General features: G+C 50.6%; 12 protein-coding genes and 1 pseudogene. 11 read left to right on the top strand and 2 right to left on the bottom strand.

Annotated elements, in window-relative coordinates:
• Positions 1–112 precede the first annotated feature (112 nt).
• The 11 genes and pseudogenes from ettA (at position 113) to HY879_14185 (ending at position 16,250) form a co-directional block, all read left to right on the top strand.
• A complete protein-coding gene (ettA, locus tag HY879_14235; GenBank protein ID MBI5604501.1) occupies positions 113–1,798 on the top strand; it encodes an energy-dependent translational throttle protein EttA in 1,686 nt (561 codons plus the stop codon).
• Positions 1,799–1,872: 74 nt separating this feature from the next.
• Positions 1,873–3,561 (top strand): PAS domain S-box protein, encoded by a 1,689-nt coding sequence (locus tag HY879_14230; protein ID MBI5604500.1) that lies wholly within the window; start codon positions 1,873–1,875, stop codon positions 3,559–3,561.
• Positions 3,562–3,779: 218 nt separating this feature from the next.
• Positions 3,780–5,363 (top strand): GAF domain-containing protein, encoded by a 1,584-nt coding sequence (locus tag HY879_14225; GenBank protein ID MBI5604499.1) that lies wholly within the window; start codon positions 3,780–3,782, stop codon positions 5,361–5,363.
• A gap of 118 nt (positions 5,364–5,481) precedes the next feature.
• The gene (locus HY879_14220) at positions 5,482–6,804 is read left to right on the top strand and encodes a sigma-54-dependent Fis family transcriptional regulator (protein MBI5604498.1); all 1,323 of its coding nucleotides are present in this window, start codon (positions 5,482–5,484) and stop codon (positions 6,802–6,804) included.
• Positions 6,805–7,142: 338 nt separating this feature from the next.
• Positions 7,143–7,523, top strand: coding sequence for a response regulator (locus HY879_14215; GenBank protein MBI5604497.1), 381 nt, complete (start codon positions 7,143–7,145; stop codon positions 7,521–7,523).
• Positions 7,524–7,602: 79 nt separating this feature from the next.
• Positions 7,603–7,695 (top strand): annotated as a pseudogene (locus HY879_14210) (response regulator).
• A gap of 94 nt (positions 7,696–7,789) precedes the next feature.
• Positions 7,790–10,108, top strand: coding sequence for a PAS domain S-box protein (locus tag HY879_14205; protein ID MBI5604496.1), 2,319 nt, complete (start codon positions 7,790–7,792; stop codon positions 10,106–10,108).
• Positions 10,101–11,513 (top strand): sigma-54-dependent Fis family transcriptional regulator, encoded by a 1,413-nt coding sequence (locus HY879_14200; GenBank protein ID MBI5604495.1) that lies wholly within the window; start codon positions 10,101–10,103, stop codon positions 11,511–11,513. Before HY879_14205 ends, HY879_14200 begins: the two co-directional genes overlap by 8 nt.
• Before the next feature lie 355 nt (positions 11,514–11,868).
• Positions 11,869–13,512, top strand: coding sequence for an MCP four helix bundle domain-containing protein (locus HY879_14195; protein ID MBI5604494.1), 1,644 nt, complete (start codon positions 11,869–11,871; stop codon positions 13,510–13,512).
• A 196-nt stretch (positions 13,513–13,708) separates the two neighbouring features.
• On the top strand, positions 13,709–14,881 hold the full coding sequence (locus tag HY879_14190) for a methionine adenosyltransferase (protein ID MBI5604493.1): 1,173 nt from the start codon (positions 13,709–13,711) through the stop codon (positions 14,879–14,881).
• A 112-nt stretch (positions 14,882–14,993) separates the two neighbouring features.
• Complete coding sequence (locus tag HY879_14185) at positions 14,994–16,250, top strand: adenosylhomocysteinase (protein ID MBI5604492.1); 1,257 nt, start codon at positions 14,994–14,996, stop codon at positions 16,248–16,250.
• Between the two features lie 283 nt (positions 16,251–16,533).
• Here the strand turns inward: HY879_14185 and HY879_14180 are convergent, their stop codons facing one another.
• Positions 16,534–19,335 (bottom strand): pyruvate, phosphate dikinase, encoded by a 2,802-nt coding sequence (locus tag HY879_14180; protein ID MBI5604491.1) that lies wholly within the window; start codon positions 19,333–19,335, stop codon positions 16,534–16,536.
• Between the two features lie 150 nt (positions 19,336–19,485).
• Positions 19,486–20,469, bottom strand: a complete 984-nt coding sequence (locus tag HY879_14175) for a ketoacyl-ACP synthase III (protein MBI5604490.1) — start codon at positions 20,467–20,469, stop codon at positions 19,486–19,488.
• Positions 20,470–20,474 lie beyond the last annotated feature (5 nt).

Raw genomic sequence — 20,474 nt, 5'->3', positions numbered from 1 at the left:
GCTGCAATTTTTTGCGTCCTTACGTCCTTGCGTCTTTGCGTGAGATGTTTTTAGAGTCCGCCCGAAGGGCGCTAAGTACAAATTTTTTTCCACAGAGAGGATATCAAACCCTATGGCTGTCGAACCGAATAAAGTCATCTATACGATGATTCAGGTCAGCAAATATTATGATAAGAAACCGGTGTTGAAGAACATATCCCTTTCGTATTTTTACGGGGCCAAAATCGGGGTCCTGGGGCTCAATGGTTCGGGCAAGAGTTCACTCCTTCGGATCCTGGCCGGCGTCGACCAGGAGTTTAACGGGCAGACCATTCTTTCCCCCGGCCATTCGGTAGGGTTTCTGGAACAGGAACCCGTGTTGGATGACAGCAAGACCGTAAAGGAAATGGTGGAGCAGGGGGTCCAGACCATAGTGGATTTGTTGAATGAATTTAACCGGATCAATGAACAGTTCGCCGAGCCCATGACCGACGCCGAAATGGATAAACTCATCGAACGACAGGGCCGGGTCCAGGAAAAACTGGATGCCCTGGATGCCTGGGACCTGGATTCCCGGCTGGAAATGGCCATGGAGGCCTTGCGTTGTCCTCCCGGTGATACATCGGTCAAAATATTATCCGGAGGCGAAAGAAGGCGGGTGGCCCTTTGTCGGCTCCTGCTTCAAAACCCGGACATCCTCCTTTTGGATGAGCCCACCAATCATTTGGACGCCGAAACCGTGGCCTGGCTGGAAAGGCATTTGCAGCGCTATGCCGGGACGGTCATCGCCGTAACCCATGACCGCTACTTCCTGGACAATGTGGCCGGTTGGATCCTGGAACTGGACAAGGGGGAAGGAATCCCCTGGAAGGGGAATTATTCTTCCTGGCTGGAACAAAAACAAAACCGGCTGCGTCTGGAAGAAAAGACGGAGAGCAAGCGTCAAAAGACCCTTCAGCATGAGCTGGAATGGATCCGCATGTCTCCGAAGGGCCGCCATGCCAAGGCCAAGGCCCGTATCCATTCCTATGAAGCCCTGGTCGACCAGGAGATGGAAAAAAGAGAGAAAGACCTGGAGATCTATATTCCTCCTGGTCCCCGTTTGGGGAATCTGGTGATTCAGGCGGAAAATCTGAGCAAGGCTTATGGCGACAACCTGCTGATGGACCAGGTTTCTTTTATGGTTCCTCCGGGCGGGATCGTAGGCGTCATCGGACCCAATGGGGCCGGCAAGACCACCCTTTTTCGTTTGATCACCGGCCAGGAGAAACCGGATGGCGGTGTTCTTAAAATCGGGGAAACGGTCAAGCTGGCCTATGTCGATCAGAGCCGTGATGTTCTTGATCCGGAGAAGACCATCTGGGAAATGATCACCGAGGGCCAGGATCCCATCAATTTGGGAAAGCGGGAGGTCAATTCCAGGGCCTATGTGGCCCGGTTCAATTTTTCCGGCAGCGATCAGCAGAAAAAGGTGGGGCTTCTTTCCGGGGGAGAACGCAACCGGGTCCATCTGGCCCGCATGTTGAAAGAAGAGGCCAATGTGCTTCTTTTGGATGAGCCGACCAATGACCTGGATGTCAATACCATGAGGGCCCTGGAGGAGGCCCTGGAAAATTTCGGGGGTTGTGCCATGGTCATCAGCCATGACCGCTGGTTCCTGGATCGGATCGTCACCCATATCCTGGCCTTTGAAGGGGAAAGCAAGGTCCAGTGGTTCGACGGCAATTATTCGGAATATGAGGCCGACCGAAAGGCCAGACTGGGTGCGGCCGCCGATCAGCCCCATCGTATCAAATACCGGCATTTGACCAGGGGGTAGGGGGTATTGACACCCTTGGTGGAAATTTTCTCTATTTTCTGCCTGTTGAGAGTACCGTATCCGGAGGTCGCGTTATGCAGATTGATTCAGAAGCTTCCGATAGGTCGAAGGCTGCTCTTCCCACTGTTTTGGCCGTAGATGATGACCCTTTTAATCTGGATGTCCTATCGAAACATTTAAAAGGGGCCGGGTTTCGCCTGATTGTGGCCCGAGATGGTGAGAGTGCCCTGGACAAGGCTCGATACGGTCGCCCCGACTTGATTCTCCTGGACCTGCTGATGCCTGCCATGGACGGGTTTGAAACCTGCCACAGATTGAAGGCCGATGAGGCCCTGCGGGATATTCCGATTATCTTTATGACGGCCTTGACCGATATAGAAGCTAAGGTGAAGGGGTTTCAGGCCGGTGGGGTGGATTACATCACCAAACCCTTTCAGTTTGAAGAAGTTTTGTCACGGATTAAAACCCACCTGTCCCTGCATAGGATGCAAAAACAACTGGAGGCGCAAAAAGCACAGTTACAACAGGAAGTCGTCGAGCGCCGGCTGGTGGAAGAATCCCTTAAGGCCTCAGAGGAAAAATACCGGACCCTGGTGGAGCATTCCACCGATGCCATCCTGATGCTGAATCCGGAGAGAAAGATCGTCTCTTTCAATCAGGCCTTTCTGACTCTATTTGGCTTTGAACGAAATGAAATCGAAGGGAAATCGGCGAGGATTATTCACCCCTCCGATGATAGTTTTAAGTCCTTTGGAGACGTAGCCTATCCCATTATTAAGCGGATTGGGTTTTTCAGAACCGAGTGGAATTTTATTCGCAGGGACGGTACGGCTGTTCCGGTTGAAACGGTCACCTCAGCCATTAAATCCCCTGAGGGGGCTTCAACAGGATTCGTGGCTGTCATCAGGGACATTACCGAACGCCGGCGGGTCGAAGAGGAATTAAGGAGGCACCGGGAACACCTTGAAGAGTTGGTTGCCGAGCGTACGGCCGAGCTTACCCAAGCCAACAATCAATTGCAAAAGGAGATTGCCGATCGTTTACTCATGGAGGAGGCTCTGCAAAGGAGTGCGGAAAAAATCAAGCTGTTTGCCTACTCGGTTTCCCATGATCTCAAGAGCCCGGCCATCGGTATCTTTGGATTAACCAAGCTGCTTTCCCGGCAGTATAGAGCTATCCTGGATGAAAGGGGACAAAGGTGCTGTGATCAAATACTGAAAACCGCCGAACAGATTACCTTGCTGGTCGAAAAGATCAATCTGTATATGTCCACCAAGCATGCCCCTTTAAAGGTCGAAAGGGTAAACCCCAAAGAGATCTTTCAGACCGTGAAGGAAGAATTTTCGAATCGACTTAAAAATTTTCAGATTCGCTGGTTGGAACCTGATTGTGTTCCGGAAATCAGTGCAGACCCATCCGGCATCTTGAGGATCCTGAGGAACCTTGTGGATAATGCCCTGAAATATGGCGGTGATCAACTGAGTGAGATCAGGATTGGGTACCAGGCCTCTGAGAGATTTCATATCCTATCCGTCACCAATGATGGAATCTGTATCAGAAGGGAGAGTTCCGAAAGGATCTTTGACCCCTTTCAGCGCGAGGAAACAACCGCCGATGTCGAAGGGACGGGTTTGGGACTGGCTATTGTAAAAGAATTAGCCGATCATCATGGGGGCAGGGTATGGGTGGAGTCCGGAGCCGGGAAAGGGACGACATTCTATGTGTCCATTTCTAAAAAATTAGCCTCTTCAATAGTTATCTGAAAGTGAAGGGGGACAGGGGATATTATTACCTTGCCAAAAATGCAGGGGGGATTATACTAAAAAATTAATTTTTAGTATAATCAATAAGTTATCTATGAAAAGCCAAGAACCATTCCTGTTGAAATGACCATCTTGGGTGGGTAACCCGATTCCCACCAGTGTTTGAAATGATCGATAGAAGGGTCCAGAACAAAAGATTGAATGGGACAGGAAAAGAGATGGGCCACCTGAAAGAGTTGATGCGGGAGAAGATCCTTCTTGAGCTTTACGAGAAAGCCTTCCAGCTAAGCGATAACGAACTCTATGACTATGCTCTGGAACAAGCGGTACTGCTTACCAGTAGCACCATCGGGTTTTTTCACCTGGTCTCGGATGATCAGAAGACTATTATTTTAACCACCTGGAATAGCGAGGCCCTGAAGAACTGCACGGTCGCCTATGAGAACCATTATCCGATTGATCAGGCCGGTATCTGGGTCGATTGTGTCCGATTCAAAAAGCCGGTAGTCTGCAATGACTATCAAACTGCTCCCAACAGGAAAGGGATCCCGGAAGGACATACTCCGATACAGCGATTCATCAGTATTCCTGTAATGGAAGAAGGGAAGGCCCGGATTATTTTTGGTGTGGGCAATAAGGCGGAGAACTATGATGAACAGGATGTCCTTCAGGTCCAATTGGTGGCCAATGAACTGTACAAGATTATCAGGCAGCGTCGTGCCAACGAAGCCTTGCGGGCCAGCGAGGAACGTTTCCGCCTGATATTGGATTTTACCTATGACTGGGAATTCTGGAAAGACGAAGATGGAACGATTTTATACTGTTCCCCTTCCTGTCAACGCATTACAGGTTATTCTGCGGCGGATTTTATAAATGATCCGGCGTTATTGTTGAAAATTGTCCATCCGGACGATCGGCACCTGATGGAAAAGCACCGGGATAGGGTCAACAACACCAGGGGGGTGGATTCATTAGAATACCGGGTCATCACCCGCACCGGAGAGCTCCGGTGGATCGGGCATGTCTGCCAGCCTGTTTCGATTTCCGGTGGGAAACCATACGGCAGAAGGGCCAGCAACCGGGATATTACCGAAAACAAACAAATGGAAGAACAATTGACCCATTCCCGAGAGATGAAACTCCTTGGCCAAATGGCCGCCGGGGTGGCCCACGAGGTGCGTAATCCCCTTAATGCCATTTTGGCCATCACGGAAGCCCTTTTCAAAGATATCGGGCCTAATAGCGCCTATCAGCCTTACCTGGAACATATCCGGAGTCAGGTTACCCGCCTTTCCAATTTAATGAAAGACCTGTTGGAGTTGGGAAAACCGATTCATTCTGAAAGTTTCGATGTTGAAGTGTTCAGGGAAATCTTATCCAATATCCATAACCTCTGGCAGGAAACGAAATTTGGCAAAACCCACAAATTATCCCTTATTGTACCATCCGAAGTAGAAAAAATACTTATTAAAACCGATTCGCTGAAACTCCAGCAAATTATCCTTAACCTATTGGAAAACGCCGCTCAAAATAGTCCTAATGGCAGTGCCATTGAATTTCGGGTTGAGGCGTTAAACCGGGAGTCGTGCCTAATAAAGATCGGCGATCAGGGAACCGGCATCCCTGAAGAGTGCCTGAATCGCGTTTTCGACCCTTTCTTTACAACACGGGCAGGAGGAACCGGTTTAGGATTAAGTCTGGTAAAAAATTTTGTCGAGTCTATAGGTGGGAAGGTGGCTATTTGGAACAATGATCCGCCTCCTGGATGTACGGTAAAGGTGACGCTGCCGATCGTGTCCTGATAGGCTCAAAGCGCAAAGCCGGAAGCTCAGAGTTTCGACATGAATGGCCTCTAAGGAAGATTTTGGAAAAGCAAGAATCTAAATTTGTGGACTCAAAAAATAGGTCAGGCATCCCTTTATGAAACCCCAAATCCTCTTAGTCGATGATGACCTCCCCACCCGTTTTGGTTTTAATAAGTACCTGACCAAGGTCGGCTATGAAGTGCGGGAAGCCTCCACGCTACACCAGGCTCAGGAAGCCGTCTCTTCTCAACGGTTTGACGCCCTTCTGCTGGACCTGTTAATGCCTGACGGCAACGGGCTGGATTGGGTCCCGGTGCTTCGCGCGAACTATCCGGACCTGCCCATCATTATTATAACCGGGGCGGGAGATCTGCCCATGGCCGTAGAAGCTATGCGCAAGGGGGCGGATAATTTCTTGACCAAACCGGTGGATATGGCCGGTTTGGAGGTCTTTCTGCAGAAAATACTGGAAGTGGGGACTATCCGTCGCCGGCACTATTCCGAACAACGGTTGTTTAAAAAGGAAGAGCTCTATTTCGGGCAAAGCCAGACGATTCAAAAGGTTCGAGAATTGGCCATTCTGGCGGCAGAAACCGATTCGGCCGTGCTGCTCCAGGGAGAATCGGGTGTCGGAAAAGGGATGTTGGCCCAATGGATTCACTATCACAGCCGGCGGAGTTCCAACCCTTTTGTGGAAATCAATTGTTCCGGCCTTAGAGGAGATCTTCTGTCCAGTGAATTGTTCGGTGCAGTACGCGGGGCCTTCACCTCAGCGGTCCAGGATCGGTCGGGTTTAATCGAGGTGGCCGACAGGGGTTCTCTTTTCCTGGATGAAGTGGGGGACATGGAACTGAACGTTCAGGCCCAATTTTTAAAGGTTATTGAGGAAAAAACGTTTCGCCGCCTCGGTGATGTGAAACCGCGAAGAAGTGATTTCCGTCTCATTTGCGCCACACACAAAGATCTCCAGGAGGAGATAGCCCATGACCGCTTTAGAAAAGAATTATATTTTCGTATCCACGTCTTTCCTATAATGCTGCCTCCTTTGAGGGAACGACCTGAGGATATTCCGGATCTGGTAAGCCATATCCTGGCAACCTTCGGGGCCTCCGGCACCAGGGTCTCCCCGGAAGTCTTGGGATTACTGATAACCTATCCCTGGCCGGGTAATATCCGGGAGTTGCGGAACGTCCTGGAAAGGGCCTGTCTCCTGGCTAAAGGAAAACCTCTCGAGCCGATCCATTTTCCCGGGTTGGAGATTCCAGCCTCCGGTCCGGAATCCCGGAAAAAAGATCAAAGCGCAAATCAATTGAGAATCTCCCAGATACGGTCTCTGCTGAAGGAATTCAGCGGGGATAAAAATAAGACGGCCCAGGCCCTGGGGGTTTCCCGGGCCACCTTGTATCGCAGGTTGAAGCAGTTCGACGAAGGGGCTTAAGACAGAAGGGTAACAGAGAAATTTCTGGCTTTTCCCATTTTATCATCTTTGCAACAACCGATCTCAATATGAGAAATTTGAGACCGGTCCCCTTACCTTTCCCTTCCGAATCACCGGCCAAATGACCTCCTTTCCGGTATAACTCGATTTGGCATCTTTTTTGATGTAGCAGATAGGAATTCAAGCAGGCGATGGGCTATAGGCTATAGGATTTTTGTATTACTTTAACCTTATCGTTTTTCAAGACCAATTAGATTTTTTTCATATTGTTTTTTTTAAAGAACGGTTCAGTACCTGGTCTTCTCTGAAGAATAAAGAAAATTTGAAAGGGATAGCCCATGGAAAATGGAATCCATCGATTGCTGATCGTCGATAATGAACCGACATTTTTACTGGCCTTAAAAAAACTGTTATCCGCACCTGGAATGGCCATCGATACGGCCGAGACGCTGGAAGAGGCCATGGCTTTGATCGAAGAGAAAAATTATCAAGTCATTATCGCCGATCTCAGATTGACCGGGGTATTGGGGGAGGAGGGGTTGAAAATTATACAATATGTCAAAAAAGAAAGGACTCAAACCAGGCTGATTTTGATTACCGGATACGGGAGCCCGGAAGTCAAGGAAAAAGTCCTGGCCGAGGGAGCGGATTTTTACTTTGAAAAACCGATTTCCTTTTCGACCCTTCAGGAAGCCTTGGTTGTATTAGGCGTGAGGTAGGAGGACATGATTCTAAACCGCTATATAAAAGCCCTGGAGTCCGGCGAGGATTTTAGGAGGAATGCGAATGACAACGATTGTGATGAAAAAGATACTGTTGGTCGAAGACAATCCCAATGATATAGAATTGACTCTTGAAGCCCTGGCGGAGTATAATATCGCCAATACCGTTTCATGAATTTATCGATAACGGCCAGGGAATTGGGATTATTTTGGGTGATGATCAACGAGCCGCCGCCCAGAACCTTGAGGGTATAGGAGAAGCGATGAAAGGAAAACTGCGCATCCTGAATCTTGAGGACAACCCGAATGATGCCGAACTGAACAGGAAAACGCTCGAAAGAGAAGGGGTTGGCTGTGAGATGGTCTGCGTTGAAACCCGGAGGGCTTTTCTGGAAGCCATTGAACAGGGAGGATTTGATATTATTCTGGCGGACTATTCCCTTCCGGCCTTTGACGGTTTTTCGGCCCTGGAACTGGCCCGGGAGCGTTGTCCCGAGGTACCTTTCCTGTTTGTCACCGGCACCCTGGGGGAAGAGATCGCCATTGAAGCCCTGAAAAGCGGGGCCACGGATTATGTGCTCAAAGACCACCTTTCGCGCCTGGGACCGGCCGTTTTACGGGCCATGAAAGAAAAGGAAGAAATCATAGAGCTCCGGAAGGCGGAAGAGGCGCTGCGCTTCAGTGAAGAAAAGTACCGGCGGTTTATCGATGATGCGCCTATCGGTATGTTTGCGGTCGATTTAAAGGGGGACTTTACCTATGGGAACCGGAAGGTGGATGCCATCACCGGGTACAGACTGGCTGAGCAGGTAGGCAAAAATTTCCAATCTATAGTCTATCCGGAAGATCTGCCTGTCATCCTGGACAGGATTCAGAAAAGGCTCTCCGGCCAGGCTATTTCAGATCCCTACGAAGTCAGAATGTTCCATGCTTCCGGCAAAATAATCTGGGTTCGAATCACACCTGAGTCCATTTATGAGAAGGATGGTGAAGGTCAAGAGCGATTGACTGGAATGCAGGCTTTTTTGGAAGATGTGACGGACAGGAAATCGGCCGAAGAGGCCTTGCGCCGGAGTGAGGAGAGGCAAAGTAAATTACTACAACAGACTTTCGACATTATCTATGAGACCGATGCCTTCGGATTTATTAAAAAGATTTCGCCTCAAACCGAAAAGGTCTTTGGCCTGAAGCCGGAAGCCTTGATGGGCCGCCATTTTCAGGTATTATTAAAAGAATCCGAGCGAGAGCGGATTGCAGGACAAATGCAAAAAGCGATCGAAGAGGAAGGATTCGGTACGGTTGAATTCACCGGTAAGAAAGTCGATGGGAGTGAGGTCTATTGTGAACTGCGGCATGTTATTGAAAAGACTGATGATAAAATGATCGGGACCTTCGGGGTTATCCGGGATATGACGGAATGGCACAAGATGCAGGCCCATCTGCAACAATCTCAAAAAATGGAGGCCATCGGGACCCTGGCCGGCGGGATTGCCCATGATTTTAACAACATTTTAGGGGCTATTATGGGCTTTACCCAGTTAGCCCTGTATGATCTTCCCCCGGAATCACCCACGCGATACAACCTGGATCAAGTGCTTAAGGCCAGCGACCGGGCCAGGGACCTGGTCAAACAAATCCTGGCCTTCAGCCGCCAGGGGGAGCAGGAAAAGGGACCTATCCATGTTCTGCCGGTGGTCAAAGAGGTCCTTAAATTGCTTCGGGCTTCCTTGCCGAAGAGTATAGAGATTCAACAAAAGCTGAGTGTCTCGGAAGACCTGATCCTGATGGATTCGACCCATTTACATCAGGTGATGATGAATTTGTGTACCAATGCCTCCCAAGCCATTCAAGACCGGAAAGGGGTTATAGAGGTCAGTCTGGATGAGGTCCATCTTGAGGATGGAGACAAGCCGTTTTTTCAAGAATTGAATCCAGGCCCTTTTTTGAGGATAAGCGTCAGGGATACAGGCGGGGGCATGGAGCCGGCCATATTGAGTAGGATCTTTGACCCCTTTTTTACCACCAAAAAACCCGGACAGGGCACCGGCATGGGGCTTTCGGTAGTCCATGGGATTGTCAGGAGTCATGGGGGGCAGATCACGGTTTATAGTGAACCGGATAAAGGGAGCACCTTTAAGGTCTACCTCCCCAAGATGGAGATGGCGACAGATCTAAGCGAGGCGGTCAAGGCCCCTTTACCCCTGGGCCATGAGCGGATCCTTTTTGTTGACGATGAAGCGGGATTGGTGGAAACCTGGGTTAAAATCCTGAAACGTTTGGGCTATCAAGTGTCCGGCCTGGTCAGCAGTATCGATGCCCTGCAGGTCTTTCGGACCCGAGCCGGGCAGTTCGATTTGCTTATTACCGACCAGACCATGCCGAAAATGAGCGGTACGGAATTGGCCCGGGAGATTTTATCCTTCCGTCCTGATTTCCCGATTATCCTTTGCAGCGGATTCAGTGAAACCGTTACGCCGGAAGAGGCCGATGCCATGGGGATTCGAAGCTTTTTAATGAAACCGGTTCTCCTGGGAGAAATCGCCGTGGCCATTCGAAGGGCCCTGGATGGGAGAGATGGCTAAGGTTCTGATTATTGACGATGATCAAATGATGTGCCAGGTATTGGCCGATATGGTCAGAAAAATAGGCCATGATGCGCACTGCGCCTTTTCCCTTACGGACGGGCTTAAGGCCGCCGCTTCTTCAGACTATGATATCATATTTCTCGATGTTTTTTTACCGGATGGCAACGGCCTTGAGGCCTTGCCGGCCTTGCGCTCCAGTAAATCTTTTCCCGAGGTGATTATTATCACCGGCTCGGGGGATGTCTCCGGGGCGGCCTTGGCCATTAAGAACGGGGCCTGGGATTATATTCAAAAACCATCGACCCTTGATGGAATGACTTTGACCTTTATTCGGGCACTGGAATACCGGGAGGCCAAGCAAGCCCCCAAACCCATCAGGGCTTTAAAGCGGCAAGGCATTATCGGTAATAGTCCGCCGATCTTGAATTGCCTGGATCAGGTGGCCCAGGTGGCCGGCAGTGACATTAATGTACTCATAACCGGGGAAACCGGTACCGGCAAAGAGCTCTTCGCCTGGGCAATCCATAATAACAGCCCCCGGGCAGCCAAGAATTTTGTGGTCGTCGACTGCGCCGCCATTCCGGAAAACCTGGTGGAAAGCACCCTTTTCGGTTATGAAAAAGGGGCCTTTACCGGGGCCGATAAAGCCTTCGATGGTTTGGTCAGACAGGCCGATGGCGGAACGCTCTTTCTGGATGAGGTCGGTGAATTACCCCTTTCCATGCAAAAGGTCTTTCTCCGGGTATTGCAGGATCACCGTTTTCGACCTTTACGCAGTGAAAAAGAAATCCAAAGCGATTTTCGATTGGTGGCGGCGACCAACCGGGATTTAACTAAGATGATCGAAAAGGATTTTTTCCGGAAGGATCTCCTTTTTCGCCTCCAGTCCTTTACCCTTGAACTGCCTCCCCTGAAGGACCGCTCTAAAGATATTCCGGAGCTGACCATGTATTATATCACCGATCTTTGCCGTCGATATGGGACGGAGATAAAGGGTTTTTCGGCTGATTTTTTTGAGTCTTTGGCCTTTCATGACTGGCCGGGAAATGTCCGGGAATTATTTCATGCCCTGGAAGGGGCTTTTACGGCCGCCCATCGTGATCCGATCCTTTATCCCAAGCACCTGCCGGATAGTTTTCGTATCCGGATCCTGCAATCGGCGGTGAAAGACAAGACAACATTAGAAGGAGAAATTCCTAAGGGAAAAAATTCTCATTCCACGATCCTGCCGCCACTCCAAACCGTTCGGGAGGAAGCCGTTAACCGGGCGGAAAAACAATACTTGCAGGAGCTGCTTTCTACCACCGGAGGGGATATCACCAAGGCCTGCCCGATCTGCGGTCTTTCCCGGGCCCGTTTATATGGCTTGGTTAAGAAATACGGCCTGTCTTTCAAGGCCTGACTTCTTTTGCCTTCACGCTCTCTGGCCGGAAGATACTTGATCCAGTATCCAGACATCACTTCAAAAGTCGTAGGGGAGGGTTTATCCCCTCCCGGTTATCGGGCGGGCATAAAGCCCGCCACTGCAATAGATACCTTCCCCTGTCTTGTCTCATAAGACTTTCTCACATCCCATAAGACTTTCTCTTGTTGAATTAGACGAATTCAGGACCTTACCCTGGGTTGTTGCGGGTCATAAATTAATATCCTGTTGAATTAACAGATAAAAAATAAACAATCGTTAATGGCATGTTTTTTGTAATCTTTCCCTAAAGAAAAGCAAAATCGACTGATGGAATATTTTTGGAGGGAAAACCATGAAGAACATGAAATTGAGCGTCAAATTAATCGGGAGTTTCTTAATCGTGGCTGCTATTGCCGCCGTCATTGGGGTAACGGGTTTCTGGGGAATGAGAGAGGCCCAGATTGCCCAAGACGAGGTATCCGTTGTTCGTCTGCCCAGTGTTTACGGTTTGGAGATCATGAATCAGGCCCGGACGGACATCCGTAGTATGGAGAGAATCCTGGTCTATGAAAAAGATCCTGGTATCATTAAACGTCAATTGACCCAGTTGGATGAGGCCTGGAAGAAGGCGGATAAAGGCTGGAAGATTTATGAGCCCCTTCCCCAGACCGAAGAAGAGGCCCGGATATGGAAGGACTTTGTCCCCAAATGGGAAACCTGGAAGAAGGTCCACCAGGAGGTTATTGAGTTGACTAAAAAAGGGGATGATGCTTCACGCAATAGCGCCTATATGGTGACCTACGGTAAAGCCCGGGAGGCCTTCAAAGAGGTAGAAAAAAGTCTGAATGAACTGATTGAATTGAACATGCGGGTGGCCAAGGAGGCCGATGCGGCCTTTGACAAATCGTCTACCAGAGCCAAAATCATCCTGATTGTCCTGATTCTCGGAGGGGTGGGAGCGGCTATAGCCTTTGGAACGTCCATCTCCTTATCCATCTCCAGGTCTTTGAAAAAGGTGGTGGATGGTCTCAGGGAAGGGGCCGATCAGGTGGCCTCGGCCTCATTTCAGGTATCCTCGGCCAGTCAATCTTTAGCCGAAGGGGCTTCGGAGCAGGCCGCCGGATTGGAAGAGACCTCTTCTTCCATAGAAGAGATGACCTCCATGACCAGGCAGAATGCCGAAAATGCCACCCAGGCCAATACCCTGATGCAGGATACCACCAGGGTGGTGGATGAGGCCAATCAGGCCATGAAAGAGTTGACCCAATCCATGCAGGATATTACTTCCGCCAGCGAGGAGACCGGCAAGATCATCAAGACCATCGATGAGATCGCTTTTCAAACCAACCTGCTGGCCCTCAATGCCGCTGTGGAGGCGGCCCGGGCCGGAGAGGCCGGGGCCGGATTCGCCGTGGTCGCCGATGAGGTTCGGAATCTGGCCATGCGGGCAGCCGAGGCAGCCAAGAACACCTCCAACTTGATTGAAGGGACGGTCAAGAAGATCAAAAATGGTTCGGATATTGTGAGCCGGACCAACGAGGCCTTTGTGAAGGTAGCCGGTGGCTCCAAAAAGGTGAGCGAACTGGTAGGAGAGATTGCCGCGGCCTCTAATGAGCAGGCCCAGGGGACCGAGCAGATCAATAAAGCGGTCGGTGAAATGGACCGGGTGGTACAGCAGAATGCGGCCAATGCCGAGGAGTCGGCCTCGGCTTCCGAAGAAATGAATGGCCAAGCGGAACAGATGAAAAAATTTGTGGAAGCGCTGGTAACGATTATTGGAGGACATACCAATGGGCATGACAGCATCTCCCTGGAGCAGAAAAGAGAAAAGATAATCGGGAGGGCCAATGCCCACCAGATAAGAACCGGGTTACAAAAGGCCCTACCGCGACCTGACCGGAAGGGGAATGGTAAAGGACTTCTATCAGGCAAAACCAGGGAAATAAATCCGGAACAAATAATCCCTCTGGAGGAAGGTGATTTTAAAGAGTTTTAATCAATAATAATTTCTCCGAATTGTCCCAGGTTTTAAAGAAGATGCGAAAAACGGCTTTCCCGTAGCGCAGTGGACAAATGAATTCACGTAAGGAACGGGCAGGAAAATTTATGGGTCCTAACTATTGGACATTATTCACTTGACAAAAATGTCTGGAGGTTTATGATAAAAAAATTTTCCAAAGGAGGGCCTGTATATGAGCAGCTCGAATTATTTTTTTACTTCGGAATCGGTAACGGAAGGTCATCCCGATAAGGTGGCTGATCAGGTTTCCGATGCCATCTTGGATGCCATCTTGAGGGATGATCCTAAAGGACGGGTAGCCTGTGAAACCCTGGTTACAACAGGCCTGGCCATGATCGCCGGAGAGATCACCACGACCTGTTATGTGGATATGCCCCAAATCGTCCGGCAAACCATTAAAGAAATCGGTTATAACGATTCTTCCATGGGTTTTGACTGGGAAACCTGTGCCGTCCTGACCACCATCGACAAACAATCCCCGGACATCGCCCAGGGGGTCAATGCCCTGGGAGAGAAAAAAGAACAAGGGGCCGGGGACCAGGGCATGATGTTCGGTTATGCCTGCAACGAGACCAAAGACCTTATGCCCATGCCCATCTGGTATGCCCACCGGTTGGCCAAACGGCTGGCCGAGGTTCGAAAGAAAAAGATTCTGAATTTCCTCCGGCCCGACGGCAAGACCCAGGTGACGGTGGAATATAAAGATGGGAAGCCGGTTTCCATACCTGCCGTGGTTATAGCCGCCCAACACAATCCGGATGTGAGCTATAAAAAATTACAGGAAGGTATTATTGAAACGGTCGTTAAAAAGGTCATCCCGGCCAAGTTTCTGACCAATAAGACCCAGTATTTTATCAACACGACCGGCCGCTTTGTGGTTGGCGGGCCTATGGGGGATTGCGGAATGACCGGCCGAAAGATCATCGCCGACACTTATGGGGGCCGCGGGAGCCATGGCGGCGGGGCCTTTTCAGGAAAAGATCCTTCTAAGGTGGACCGCAGTTCTTCCTATATGGCCCGACATGTAGCCAAGAATGTGGTGGCCTCCGGTCTGGCCGATGTCTGCCGGCTCCAGGTCTCCTATACTATCGGTAAGGCCGAGCCCCTTTCCATTTTCGTCGACACTCGAGGGACCGGAAAAATTCCGGACTTTCAGATTAACCAGATTATTCGGCAGACCTTCAGTTTCAAGCCGGCTGACGTAATCCAGTATTTGAATTTATTACGCCCTATCTACAAGAAGACCGCAGCTTACGGCCATTTCGGACGTAACGAAGAAAGTTTTACCTGGGAAAAAATTGACAAAGCCGAAATCCTCCGGGAGCGGGGGGGGCTGAAGAAATAAAGCGATCGGGGGTCGGGGTTCAGGGATCGGGGGGCGGATAAAGGATATTTTTATGCCGACCCCTGGCCCCTGATCCCCGACCCCTTTATTTTATCAGAGAAAGGACTGACCATTGAACTATGACATCAAAGACTTAAATCTGGCAGCTCAAGGGGCCTTGCGCATCGAATGGGCTCTGCAGAGCATGCCGGTTCTGGAAATTATCCGAAAACGTTTCTTAAAAGAAAAACCCCTGAAAGGGGTTCGTTTGGCTGCCTGTCTCCATGTAACCACCGAGACGGCCGGCCTGGTCCGGACCCTTCAAGCCGGCGGGGCCGAAGTGGCGGTCTGTGCCTCCAATCCCTTGAGTACCCAGGACGATGTGGCCGCCGCCCTGGTCCGTCAGGACCAGGTCCCGGTCTTCGCCATCAAAGGGGAAGACAGCAAGACCTATTACCAGCATATCTATCAGGCCCTGGAATTCAAGCCCCATTTAACCATGGACGATGGGGCTGACCTGGTGTCCACCATTCATTCCGAAAAAAGGGCCCTTCTGAAGGGCATCCTGGGGGGCACGGAGGAAACCACCACCGGCGTGATCCGCTTACGGAGCATGGCCGAAAAAAAGGTCCTGGCCTATCCGATTGTGGCCGTTAATGATGCCAAGACCAAACATTTTTTCGATAACCGGTATGGCACCGGCCAGAGTACTATTGACGGTATTATTCGGGCTACCAACCGCCTGCTGGCCGGAAGCACCTTTGTGATTTGCGGTTACGGCTGGTGTGGAAGGGGCGTAGCGATGCGGGCCAAGGGGATGGGGGCCAATGTGGTTATCGTGGAAGTGGATCCATTGAAGGCCCTGGAAGCGGTGATGGACGGCTTTGGGGTAATGCCTATGGCCGAAGCGGCCAGGGTAGGGGATTTCTTCTGTACCCTGACCGGTGACATCAATGTGGTTCGGAAAGAACATTTTTTACAGATGAAAAGCGGGGCCATCGTGGCCAACTCCGGGCACTTTAATGTCGAGCTGGATCTGAAAGGTCTGGAGCAGATCAGCAAAAAGCGCCGGGTCATTCGGGAGTTTGTGGAAGAGTTTACCTTGACCAGCGGGAAAAAGATCAATGTTCTGGGGGAAGGTCGATTGATTAATCTGGCGGCGGCTGAAGGCCATCCTTCCAGTGTCATGGATATGAGTTTTGCCAATCAGGCCTTATGTGCCGAATATATGGTACAGAAAGCCAAATCCTTAAAGAAGACCGTCTATGGGGTCCCCCAGGAAATCGATGATGAAATCGCCCGGCTGAAGCTGGCCTCCATGGGGATCAAAATAGACAGCCTGACGGCCGAACAGAAGAAGTATCTGGCTTCCTGGGAGATGGGGACGTAAAAAAGATAGTGACGGGTGACGCGTGACGCGTGACGCGTTTTTAGTTCGAAAATAGAAAAATTCAAACTATGGGCACGAGGCTATAGGTAAATAAGAACCCATAAACCCGTTTAACCATGCCCATCGTCTATTGCCCATAGCCCCTAAAAAATATTTTCATGCCTCGCGGTGACCCTATGGGTCATGAAGATTTAGTCCATTAATGTGATCAGTTATTGAAAAACCCCGGTTACCAATGAGGTACCGGGGTTTGCCGCTTTTTCCCGTCACCCGTCACTTCTTTTCATTTTTTCTTCCTCTTCTCCAGCCTCTCTTTAATAGTCGCATGGGCCGCTGCCAGTCGGGCGATCGGCACCCGAAAGGGGGAACAACTGACATAATCCAATTTCATCTGGTTGCAGAACTCGATCGATTTGGGCTCCCCCCCTTGTTCCCCGCAGATGCCTATTTTTAAATTCTTCTTTACCTTCCGGCCCTTTTCCACGGCCAGTTGCATAAAAGCCCCAACCCCTTTGATGTCAATCGTGGTGAAGGGGTCGGCATTGAGGATGTTATGTTCTTCATAAAAAGGCAGGAACTGGACCGAGTCGTCTCTCGAAAGCCCATAGACGGTTTGGGTTAAATCGTTGGTGCCGAAGGAATAGAAGTCGGCCTGGGTGGCAATCTCATCGGAGGTAATACAGGCCCGGGGAAGTTCGATCATGGTGCCTACCGTGTAATCCACCTTGACCCCATTTTTTTTCTGGACCCCCTCGGCGGTCCGGATGGTCAGATTACGCATCAGTTCCAATTCGTTGACGTGTCCGACTAAAGGAATCATAATTTCGGGGATTACCCTGACCATTTGTTTGGTGAGATCACAGGCCGCTTCCATAATGGCCTGGACCTGCATTTCATAGATTTCCGGATAGGTGATGCCCAGCCGGCACCCCCGATGTCCCAACATGGGATTGAATTCATGAAGGGATTTGTTTTTAGCCTTCAATTGGTCAAAAGGTACTCCCATGTCTAAGGCCAGCTCTTCCAGTTCCAAATCGGTTTTGGGCAGGAATTCGTGCAAGGGCGGGTCTAAGAGGCGAATGGTTACCGGCAGCCCCACCATAGCCTTAAAGATGGCCTTAAAATCTCCCCGTTGCATAGGCAGTAACTTATCCAGGGCTTTTTTCCGGCCTTCCAGGGTTTCGGACAGGATCATTTCCCGAACCATTCGGATCCGTTCGGCCTCAAAGAACATGTGTTCCGTTCGACATAATCCGATGCCTTCGGCCCCGAAGCCCCTGGCGATTTCCGCATCCCGGGGTCGATCGGCATTGGTCCGTATTTTTAATTTCCGATGTTGATCGGCCCATTGCATCAATTCCGCATACCAATAATTGTTGGCCGGTTCGGCCGGTAATAATTTCAACCGTCCTTCAAAGACCCGGCCACGTGAGCCGTCCATGGTGATCCAGTCCCCTTCCCGCAGAACTTTGGAATCAATCGTAACCTTTTTGTTATGGACATCGATGTCCAAAGCATTGGCCCCGACAATACAGCATTTCCCCCAGCCCCGGGCAACCAGGGCCGCATGGCTGGTCATCCCCCCCTTGGCGGTCAGAATGGCCTGGGCAGCATGCATGCCATGGACATCTTCCGGAGAGGTTTCATTTCGGACCAGGATGACCTTTTCTCCCCGTTTGGCCCAGGCTTCGGCATCATCGGCTGTAAAAACAATACGTCCTCTGGCTCCTCCCGGACCGGCTGGCAGTCCTTTAACCAGGGCATGGGCCTTTTTTTCCGCTTCCGGATCAACACTGGGATGCAGCAGTTCATCTAATTGTTCGGGGTTTACCCGGAGCAAGGCTGTTTCTTTGCTGATTATTTTAGAACTGACCATATCCACGGCCATCCGGATGGCCGCCTGACCGTTTCGTTTACCGGTACGGGTCTGGAGCATCCAGAGTTTTCCATCTTCAATGGTGAACTCGATATCCTGCATATCGGTATAATGTTTTTCCAGTTTCTTCTGGATCTCATACAATTCCCGGTATAACTCAGGCATCACCTCTTCCAATGACATGAGATGCCTCGTATCGGCGGTTTTCCCGGCCTTATTCACCGGATTGGGGGTGCGGATACCGGCCACCACATCTTCCCCCTGGGCATTGGACATCCACTCCCCGAAAAATTTATCCTCCCCCGTAGCCGGGTTACGGGTAAAGGCCACACCGGTTGCGGAGTTTTCTCCGGTGTTGCCGAAGACCATGGCCTGGACATTCACCGCCGTACCCCAATCTTCCGGGATACCTTCAATTTTTCGGTAGGAGACAGCCCTCTTGCCCATCCAGGATTGGAAGACGGCCCCGATTCCACCCCAGAGCTGTTCGTAAGGATCATCGGGAAATTCTTTTCCTATGGTAACTTTGATGGTTTTCTTAAATTCTTCACACAACACTTTGAGATCATCGGTTTTCAGATCCGTATCATTAAGGAATCCTTTCTCTGACTTCATTTGTTCCATGATATGGTCAAGTCTCTGACGGATCCCTTCTCCTTCCAGAGGCTCAATGCCAGCAGCCTTTTCCATAACCACATCGGAATACATAACCAGAAGACGGCGATAGGCATCATAGACAAATCGTTCGTTTTGGGTCTTTTTGATCAGGCCTGGGATGGTCCTGGTGGTCAATCCGCAATTCAACACGGTTTCCATCATTCCCGGCATGGATTTCCTGGCTCCGGAACGGACGGAAACCAAAAGGGGATTGTTCGGATCTCCGAATTTCCGGCCTATGATTTTTTCAACCCGGGCCAAGGCGGTCTCTGTCTGTTTTTTTAATTCTTTCGGGTAATGATGATTGCTTTGATAATAACAGGTGCAGACCTCGGTGGTGATGGTAAATCCGGGTGGAACCGGTATCCCCAGGTTGGTCATTTCCGCCAGATTGGCACCCTTGCCCCCCAGAAGATTGTTCATATCGGCAGTCCCGTCGGCCTGACCTTTCCCGAAGAAATAGACGTATTTCTTTGCGCCGGCCGTTTTGGATGATGGGGAGCGTTTTGCCGGCCTGGTTGTGGTGGACTTGCTTTTTTCTTTAACGACCATTTTTTTCATGATGCTGTCTCCTGCTTTTCATTATAAAATACTGAACAGGAGAAACGGAGACGGGGGGATAAAATGCCTCATTTCCCGATTCTCCGATTCCCATTTTTTTTCTCGTCACTCGCCACTCGTCATAGGATTCCATAATCGAAATCACCACCGGATCAAGGCACTGCCCCAGGTCAGACCTCCACCGAAGGCCGTCAATAAGACCAGTTGCCCCTTTTGGATGGCACCGGTACGAACAGCTTCATCCAGAGCGATGGATATGGATGCTGAGGAGATGTTTCCATATTTATGGACGGTCATATAGAATTTTTCAAAAGGTACGTTCAGACGTTTGGCTACGGCCTGAATCATCCGTAAGTTGGCCTGATGAGGTATAAACCAGTCGACGTCCTCCAGGGAGACGCCGTTGGCCTCCACGGCTTCGATGCAGGAGTCGGCAAAATGCTTGACCGCCACACGCACCGAGGCGCTGGCCTCGATCATCTTCAGGGTATGGAGGTCTTTGTCCACACTCTCATGGGAGATGGGAGTGGTTTTGGAACCGCCGCCTGGCATGAGCAGATTAGCGCCGCCTGCCCCGTCGGTATGGATATGGGTGGAAAGGATCTCAGCCCCCTGGCCTTCCTGTGAAACCAAAGCGGCCCCGGCCCCGTCTCCCCAGAGTATGGCCGTGGCCCGGTCTTTCCAGTTTAAGGTCCGGGTCATGATCTCCGAGGCTGTAACCAGGACGTTGGCAACGGTCCCGGCCTTCAGATACTGTTCGGCCACATTCAAGGCAAAGAGAAAACCCGAGCAGGCGGCAGTGATGTCGAAGGTCACGGCATGATCAGCTCCAAGCTTGGCCTGAAGCCAATTGGCACCGGCCGGACAATGGGTATCGGGAGTAATGGTGGCCATGATAATCAAAGGAATATCTTCTATCTTAAATCCAGCCATTTCTATGGCCGCTCTGGAAGCTTCCAGAGCCAGGTCTGAAGCAGCGACGTCAGGATCGGCCACCCGTCTTTCACGGACTCCGGTCCGCTGGGCAATCCATTCGTCGGAGGTATCAAGGATTTTTTCAAGGTCCCGGTTGTGTAGGACTTTTGGTGGAACATAACTTCCTGTTCCCCGGATATAAATAGGCATTCGTA

This window comes from Deltaproteobacteria bacterium, from assembly GCA_016219225.1.
Taxonomy (GTDB): domain Bacteria; phylum Desulfobacterota; class RBG-13-43-22; order RBG-13-43-22; family RBG-13-43-22; genus RBG-13-43-22.
Note: the sequence above shows the minus strand (reverse complement) of the source record. Positions and strands in the feature narration are given on the sequence as shown.

Bases quoted from the DNA above. Each gene is read 5' to 3' on its own strand.
- HY879_14195 (MBI5604494.1), top strand. From the start codon at position 11,869: ATGAAGAACATGAAATTGAGCGTCAAATTAATCGGGAGTTTCTTAATC.
- HY879_14190 (MBI5604493.1), top strand. From the start codon at position 13,709: ATGAGCAGCTCGAATTATTTTTTTACTTCGGAATCGGTAACGGAAGGT.
- HY879_14200 (MBI5604495.1), top strand. From the start codon at position 10,101: ATGGCTAAGGTTCTGATTATTGACGATGATCAAATGATGTGCCAGGTA.
- HY879_14230 (MBI5604500.1), top strand. From the start codon at position 1,873: ATGCAGATTGATTCAGAAGCTTCCGATAGGTCGAAGGCTGCTCTTCCC.
- HY879_14225 (MBI5604499.1), top strand. From the start codon at position 3,780: ATGGGCCACCTGAAAGAGTTGATGCGGGAGAAGATCCTTCTTGAGCTT.
- HY879_14215 (MBI5604497.1), top strand. From the start codon at position 7,143: ATGGAAAATGGAATCCATCGATTGCTGATCGTCGATAATGAACCGACA.
- HY879_14220 (MBI5604498.1), top strand. From the start codon at position 5,482: ATGAAACCCCAAATCCTCTTAGTCGATGATGACCTCCCCACCCGTTTT.
- ettA (MBI5604501.1), top strand. From the start codon at position 113: ATGGCTGTCGAACCGAATAAAGTCATCTATACGATGATTCAGGTCAGC.
- HY879_14205 (MBI5604496.1), top strand. From the start codon at position 7,790: ATGAAAGGAAAACTGCGCATCCTGAATCTTGAGGACAACCCGAATGAT.
- HY879_14180 (MBI5604491.1), bottom strand. From the start codon at position 19,335: ATGGTCGTTAAAGAAAAAAGCAAGTCCACCACAACCAGGCCGGCAAAA.
- HY879_14175 (MBI5604490.1), bottom strand. From the start codon at position 20,469: ATGCCTATTTATATCCGGGGAACAGGAAGTTATGTTCCACCAAAAGTC.